The sequence below is a fragment of the Rhizobium pantanalense genome (assembly GCF_030182525.1).
Classification (GTDB): domain Bacteria; phylum Pseudomonadota; class Alphaproteobacteria; order Rhizobiales; family Rhizobiaceae; genus Rhizobium.
The window spans coordinates 179,032-185,823 of the sequence record NZ_JAQJCH010000011.1; the positions used below are offsets into that span (position 1 = coordinate 179,032).

The 6,792-nt window shown below is 59.1% G+C and carries 6 protein-coding genes; all 6 read left to right on the forward strand.

Annotated elements, in window-relative coordinates:
* The first annotated feature begins 424 nt into the window (after positions 1-424).
* On the forward strand, positions 425-1,555 hold the full coding sequence (locus tag PH558_RS26455; RefSeq protein ID WP_004129791.1) for a substrate-binding domain-containing protein: 1,131 nt from the start codon (positions 425-427) through the stop codon (positions 1,553-1,555).
* A 54-nt stretch (positions 1,556-1,609) separates the two neighbouring features.
* Positions 1,610-3,193 carry a sugar ABC transporter ATP-binding protein gene (locus tag PH558_RS26460; protein WP_179613282.1) on the forward strand — a complete coding sequence of 528 codons (1,584 nt, stop codon included), beginning with the start codon at positions 1,610-1,612 and terminating at the stop codon, positions 3,191-3,193.
* Complete coding sequence (locus tag PH558_RS26465) at positions 3,183-4,160, forward strand: ABC transporter permease (protein WP_004129795.1); 978 nt, start codon at positions 3,183-3,185, stop codon at positions 4,158-4,160. The genes PH558_RS26460 and PH558_RS26465 overlap by 11 nt, the downstream gene beginning before the upstream one ends.
* Before the next feature lie 29 nt (positions 4,161-4,189).
* Positions 4,190-5,050 (forward strand): NAD-dependent epimerase/dehydratase family protein, encoded by an 861-nt coding sequence (locus PH558_RS26470; protein WP_004129798.1) that lies wholly within the window; start codon positions 4,190-4,192, stop codon positions 5,048-5,050.
* 28 nt (positions 5,051-5,078) lie between these two features.
* Positions 5,079-5,789: a GntR family transcriptional regulator gene (locus PH558_RS26475; RefSeq protein WP_004129802.1), complete on the forward strand. Its 711-nt coding sequence runs from the start codon at positions 5,079-5,081 to the stop codon at positions 5,787-5,789.
* A 12-nt stretch (positions 5,790-5,801) separates the two neighbouring features.
* Positions 5,802-6,792, forward strand: a 991-nt coding sequence (locus tag PH558_RS26480) for an isocitrate/isopropylmalate dehydrogenase family protein (protein WP_285207405.1), incomplete at its 3' end; no start/stop codon positions are given.

Sequence of the window (6,792 nt, forward strand, 5' to 3'; positions counted from 1 at the left end):
GCACTTTTCTGGATATCACAATATCGAAACACAAAATAACGCATTATATACGACAAACATAACAATATCACATTCCGCTGCAAAAAGTCTGCCCATCGACATCATACCTCATACCTTATACCTCTCTATTTGCGCAATAGCTTTTATTTGACTACCGCGTCGATCGGGAGCCGTAAGGATCGTTCCGGGTCGATTTCATGGGGGCGGTCTGCCTCGATCCGTTTGGTGGCAAACGGACAAGACGACCACCGTGATGACTACCGCGTTGGGCACTCACGGTGGTTGAAACCATCCCAAATGCGGGATGCTCAATTCGGCTCGCCGATGCTTCCCGACATTCTTCAGTTGACAGCTTTTATAAATGCATTAACGTATACGTTATTGAATTCGAGGAACTCAATAGGCCTTAAAGGGAGGAACCGAAATGCCTATGACGATGCGCAAGTCCCTACAGATGATCGCCCTTGCCACTGCCCTCGGCGGCAGCGCTGCCTATGCGCCGAGCGCCTTCGCGATCGATGTCGATAAACAGATCAAGGATATTGAAAGTCACCCGGCAAGCGGGCCCAACGGCGAAAAAGCGACCCTCGCGAGCGACCTGAAGCTATCCGCCGAAGAGATCGAAAAGATCAAGGCGAAGCATGCCAAAGCGGCCATTGTGATGCACTACACGGCGTCTGACTGGGCCAAGGCCCAGATGGCCGGGCAAAAGAAGGCCCTGGAAGAGCTCGGCGTCGAAATCGTTGCGACGACTGATGCTGGATATCGCGCGGAGCAGCAAGTTTCAGACATCGAAAGCGTCATGGCGCTCAAACCTGACGTCATGATCACCGTTCCCGCCGAGCAGTCAGCCACGGCCGCAGCATACAAGAAAGCTGCTGCCGCTGGCATTAAGATCATCTTCCTTGACCAGACCGGCGCCGGGATGAAGGCTGGCAAAGACTATGTGAGCCTCGTCTCTTCCGACAACCGCGGGATGGGAAAGGTCGCCGCACTGCTCATGGCCAAGGCGCTCGACGGCAAGGGCGAAATCGGTCTCATCCCGCATGCGTCCGACCTTTTTGCCACCAAAGAACGCGTGGTCGGCTTCAAGGAAGCGATCAAGGATTATCCGGATATCAAGATCGTCCAGGAGACCGGGGTCGGAGGCCCTGATTTCTCAAGCGAATCCGAGCGCGTCGCCTCCGCAATGCTGACGGCCCACCCCAACCTCAATGGCATCTGGGCCGTGTGGGACGTTCCAACAGAAGGCGTCCTGTCAGCGGCGCGCGCAGCGGGCGCGTCCAAGAGCCTCGTCATCACCACTTGCGACCTTGGCGTCAACATCTCGATCGACATGGCTAAGAAGGGTTACGTCAAGGGAACCGGATCCCAGCGTCCGTACGGCGCCGGTTATGCCGAGGGCATCCTTGCCGGATACGCCCTACTCGGAAAGGACGCACCTCCCTACGTCGTGCTCCCGGCCCTTGCGGTGACCCGCGATAACCTGATCGAGGCGTGGCCGCAGTCGAACGGCGACCAGGCACCGAAGATTCTCACCGACGCAATGAACTAACGGTGCGCGGGAGCGGCTCCGGCCGCTCCCCGTCCCCAGCGGCGGACAACGACCATGAACACTCAAGCAGTCACCGAAACCCTCGCCGCCGTCAGGATGCGCGACGTGAGGAAATCGTTTGGCGGCGTGCACGCATTGCGCGGTGTCAGCCTGACGATCCAACCCGGGACAATCCATGCGCTGGTCGGCGAAAATGGCGCCGGCAAGTCTACGCTGTTGAAGATCCTGCAGGGCGTGGTCACACCCACGGAGGGATCCATCGAGGTTTTTGGCGAACACATGTCGTCAAGCTCTCCGGAGAATTCCCGCAGGCTCGGCATTGAGATGATCTTCCAGGACCTCAGCCTGATCCCCACCCTCACGGTCGCCCAGAACATTTTCCTCAACCGGGAGCCCCGCCGCCTGTCGATCTTGGTCGACGAACGCAGGGAAATCGCACAGGCAGCCGAGATCATCGGCCAACTCAACCTCAGGGTTGATCCGAGGACGCCTGTTTTTGAACTCAGCCCCGGCCAGGCCCAGCTGACCGAGATCGCCAAGGCCATCCACCAGGACGCCAGGATCCTTATCCTTGACGAACCAACCTCGTCGCTGAGCGCACAGGAAGCCGACACTCTGTTCGGCATGTTGAAGAAGCTCACTGCGGCGGGAACAGCCGTGATCTACGTTTCCCATCGCATGACCGAGATCATGACGATCGCCGACGAGATTACAATTCTGCGTGACGGTCAGAACGTGACCTCCGGGAAGACATCCGAATTCACGCTCGACTCGATCGTGCAGCACATGGTCGGCAAGCGTGTCACCGGTTTCCAATACCAGGCGCGCGCCATTGATCGCAGCGGCAAACCCGCGCTGAGCGTACGTGGCCTTTCGGGCCCTTCGGGAAAACCCAGCGATGTCAGCTTCGACGTTCACAGGGGCGAGATTGTGGGAATAGCAGGCCTCATGGGCGCTGGCCGGAGCGAGCTTGCCCGCCTTCTTTTCGGCGTCGATAAGAAAACTGCGGGAACCGTAGAACTCGGCGACACTGCCGTTGAGTTCAAGTCACCTTCGGATGCGATCAAGGCTGGCATTGTGCTTGTTCCGGAGAGCCGCCACGAGGAAGGTCTGGTTGTCGAGCACAGCGTCGGCGACAATCTTGGACTGCCGCAGATCGGTCAGCTCGTCCGCGGTCCCTTCATCGACCGTCGACGCGAGGGAACACTGACCTCCGATCTCATCAAGCAACTGAGGATCAAGACGCCGTCCGCTGACAACAAGGTCAGGAGCCTTTCCGGCGGCAACCAGCAGAAGATCGTTATTGCCAAATGGCTAGCGATTGATCCTTCGGTTGTCATTCTCGACGAACCAACAGCAGGCGTAGACATCGGTTCAAAGGCCGAGATCGTTGAACTCATTCGGAGCGTCGCCTCCTCCGGAAAGTCCGTCATCGTCATCTCGTCGGAACCAGCCGAGCTTCTGGCAACAAGCGACCGCATCCTGGTCATGAACAACGGACGTCTCGCGCGCGAAATCGAGCGCGACGAAATCGAAAGCTGGGCCACGATTGCCGGCGACGAAACTCAATCTCCGCTGATCCGCACCGAACTCGGTCTGCAGGTCGCGATTCAGAAGGCAACCCAAAATGTCCACTGAAGCCAAGACATTGAACACAGAGACGGATGCAACCCACATGCGGCCGTGGCACAGCAACTGGCGCGACTACGTCGTCTACATCGGCTTCGTCGTCATCTTCATCGTCTTCGCGATCCTGCTGCAGGATCGCGGATTCCTATCTTCAAACAACCTGCTCAACATCCTGCGGCAGACTGCGATCGTCGCCATCGTTTCCATGGCAATGTCGTTCGTACTCTCGGCGGGCGAGATCGACCTCTCGGTCGGAGCCATAGCCGGACTGTCGTCGGTGGTCGCTGGCCTGGTGCTGAGCAAGTACGGTCTATTCCCCGGCATTCTCGCGGGCTTGACCCTCGGGCTGCTGGTAGGCGCCGTAAACGGCGGCCTGACTGCCTATCTCAACATCCCGTCGTTCTTGGTGACACTCGGCATGATGGGGATCGCGCGAGGGGTCGGAATGTGGGTAAGCGGCACTTCGCCTGTTCCAATTATCAACGATACGTTCATTTTCGTCTTTGGTTCCGGTAACATCGGCCCTGTTCCTGTCCTCGTTGTCTGGGTCGCCGTTCTGGGCACGATCGCCCATATCGCGCTCCGAAAGACACCGTTCGGCCGCAAGGTCATGTCGGCAGGCGGAAACTCGGTCGCAGCTCGCTACAGCGGCGTCGATGTCCGGAAAATCAAGTTCCAGGTGCTGCTACTGACGGGGATGGCCGCTGCGATCGCTGGCATGCTCTATGCTGGACGCCTGCAGTCTGGACGCTTTCAGCTTGGCGAAGGCGATGAGCTGTCTGTCATTGCAGCCGTGGTTCTCGGCGGTACCAGCCTATTCGGCGGACGCGGCACCGTGATCGGTTCCATCGTCGGTGCCCTGCTCATCGGTGTCATCAACAACGGCCTTATTCTTGGCGGCCTCGACTACAGCCAGCAGCTCATCGCGCGCGGAATGCTCATCATCCTGGCTGTGGCGGTCGGCCGAAGCCGCTAACCTGGAAGGTTCTACGGAGGTATTACGATATGAGAGTTTTAGTCACAGGCGGCAGCGGCAAACTGGGTAGAGCCACGATCAAGCATCTGGTTGAGAGCGGCCACGACGTCATCAACGCGGATACGATCGCTCCGCCAGAAAACCTCTGCCCCTTCGTCAGGGTCGATTTCGAGGATATGCGCGCCACGATCGAGGCGATCAGTGGCTTTGATTGGGACCACAATCGCAACACTGAAGCCGTCGTCCATCTGGCCGCTGTGCCGATGCCGGGGCGCGTTGCTCCTGCGGATGTTTTCCGGGTCAACACCATTTCGACGTTCAATGTTTTCGAGTCATGCCGCTTGCTCGGCATCAAGAACATCGTGTGGGCGTCGAGCGAGACCCTGCTCGGCATTCCTTACGAGATCAAGCCTGACTATCTGCCGGCGGACGAGAATTATCAGTCGCGCCCGGAAACCTCCTATTCCCTCTCGAAGCATCTCGGCGAGGAGATGGCAAAGCAGTATTGCCGCTGGGACAGCGAGCTCAAGATCGTTTGCCTACGCTTCTCCAACGTTATGGACGAGAGCGAGTATGCGGACTTCCCGGCCTTCGAGCAGAACCCGGGCAGCAGACGCTTCAACCTTTGGACCTATATCGACGCCCGCGACGGGGCACAGGCGATCCGTCGCTCGCTCGAGTGGAGCGGCAAAGGTGCCGAGGTGTTCATCATCGCAAACGACGATGGGGTCATGACCACCTCCAACGAGGAACTCGTCAGGAGGTGGTATCCGGGGGTCCCGTTCAAGAAGCAGATCGGAAACAACGAAACCTTGCTGTCGATCGACAAAGCAAAGAGCGTTCTCGGATACCAGCCTGAACATAGCTGGCGAAAATATGTAGGCTCCTGAGAAATCAGCCAGCTTGAAGGGAAAGAAAATGCCGACCAGGAAACAGACAGCACCGGTCTCAGAGATCAAAGAGGACGCCTTCGCGAAAACAATGACCGCGACAGCGCACCTTCGGTTGCGCCAGCTCATCCTGGATAACAAGTGGGCGCCCGGTTACCAGGCGACCGAACAGGAAGTCGCGTCCCAGTTGGGGATGAGCCGGACGCCCGTAAGGGAGGCGCTCATGCGCCTCCAGCAGGACGGACTTGTCTCGGTGATCCCGAGGCACGGAATGCGGGTTCTGCCGATTTCTATTTCTGACATGAAGGAAATTTACGAAATCCTGACGTCGCTGGAGAGTACGGCTGCAGAGCTTGCCGCCAGCCGCCAGCTTTCCGAGGATCAACTCCGGGGTCTCGAAAAGGCGACGGCCGACATGGACCATGCGCTTTCACAAGATAATTTGGAGCGCTGGGCGCAGGCGGACGCAAGATTTCATGAGCAACTGCTCGACCTTGGCGGCAACCAGATGCTCAAGTCGGTCGTCCTCAATTTCATCGACCGCGCACATCGCGTCAGGATGGTGACGCTGAAGATGCGTCCCAAGCCGGTTAACTCAACCCGCGAACATGCAGAACTCGTGCAAGCAATCCGCGAAGGCGACCGCGAAAAAGCAAGAAACATTCACAAGGCGCACCGCGAGCGGGCAGGCAAGGAACTGCTCGACCTTCTCGAGCGCCTCGGCCTCAACCACCTCTAGGACAGGTTTCAAATGTCATCGTTGTACAACACTCTCAAGATCGCAGTCCTTCCCGGCGACGGGATCGGCAGGGAAGTCATGCCTGCCTGCCTGGAATTGATCGACGCCGCCGTCAGCCAGGCGGGCGCGCCACCGCTCATGTTCGAGACGCATCAGGCCGGTGCCCAGCACTACGCGGAGACCGGCGAGGCCCTGCCCGCCGCCGCGCTCGAGGCCTGCCGGACATCCGACGCAATCCTCTTCGGCGCGATGGGCTGGCCCGACATCCGCTTCCCGGACGGGACGGAAATCATTCCGCAGCTCGACCTGCGCATGGAGTTCGGCCTGTTTGCAGGTGTCCGTCCGATCCGGTGGTTTCCCGGCCTTCCGAAAGTGCTGTCCGATCCTCGCGCCGAAGGAATCGACTTCGTGTTGGTCCGCGAGCAGACAGAAGGACTGTTTTATGCGCGTGGCCGTGGCGAAGTGCTAAACGACCAAGAGGCCTACGACACGATGCAGATCACGCGGGCCGGCACCGAGCGCGTTACCGAATTCGCTTTCCAGCTGGCCGCCCAGCGCAAACGTCGCGGCAAGGCCGGCACGGTGACCTGCGTCGACAAGGCGAATGTCTTCAGTTCGATGGCTTTCTTCCGGAAGGTTTTCGATGAGATCGCCGCCAAGCACCCCGAGTTGCAGAAGGACTATGCCTATGTCGACGCGCTGGCGCTCAACATGGTGAAGAAGCCTTGGACGCTTGACGTGCTGGTGACCGAGAACATGTTTGGCGACATCCTTTCCGACCTTGCGGCCGGTCTGATCGGCGGCATGGGTATGGCCCCTTCGGCGGACATCGGCGATACGCACGGCCTCTTCCAGCCGGCACACGGGACCGCTCCCGATATCGCGGGCAAGGGCGTCGCCAATCCGGGCGCAATGTTCCTGTCGGGAGCGATGATGCTCGACTGGCTGGCGGTGAAGCACGGGGATCAGCGGCTTGCTGACGCCGCCGGGCTGATCGAGGCCG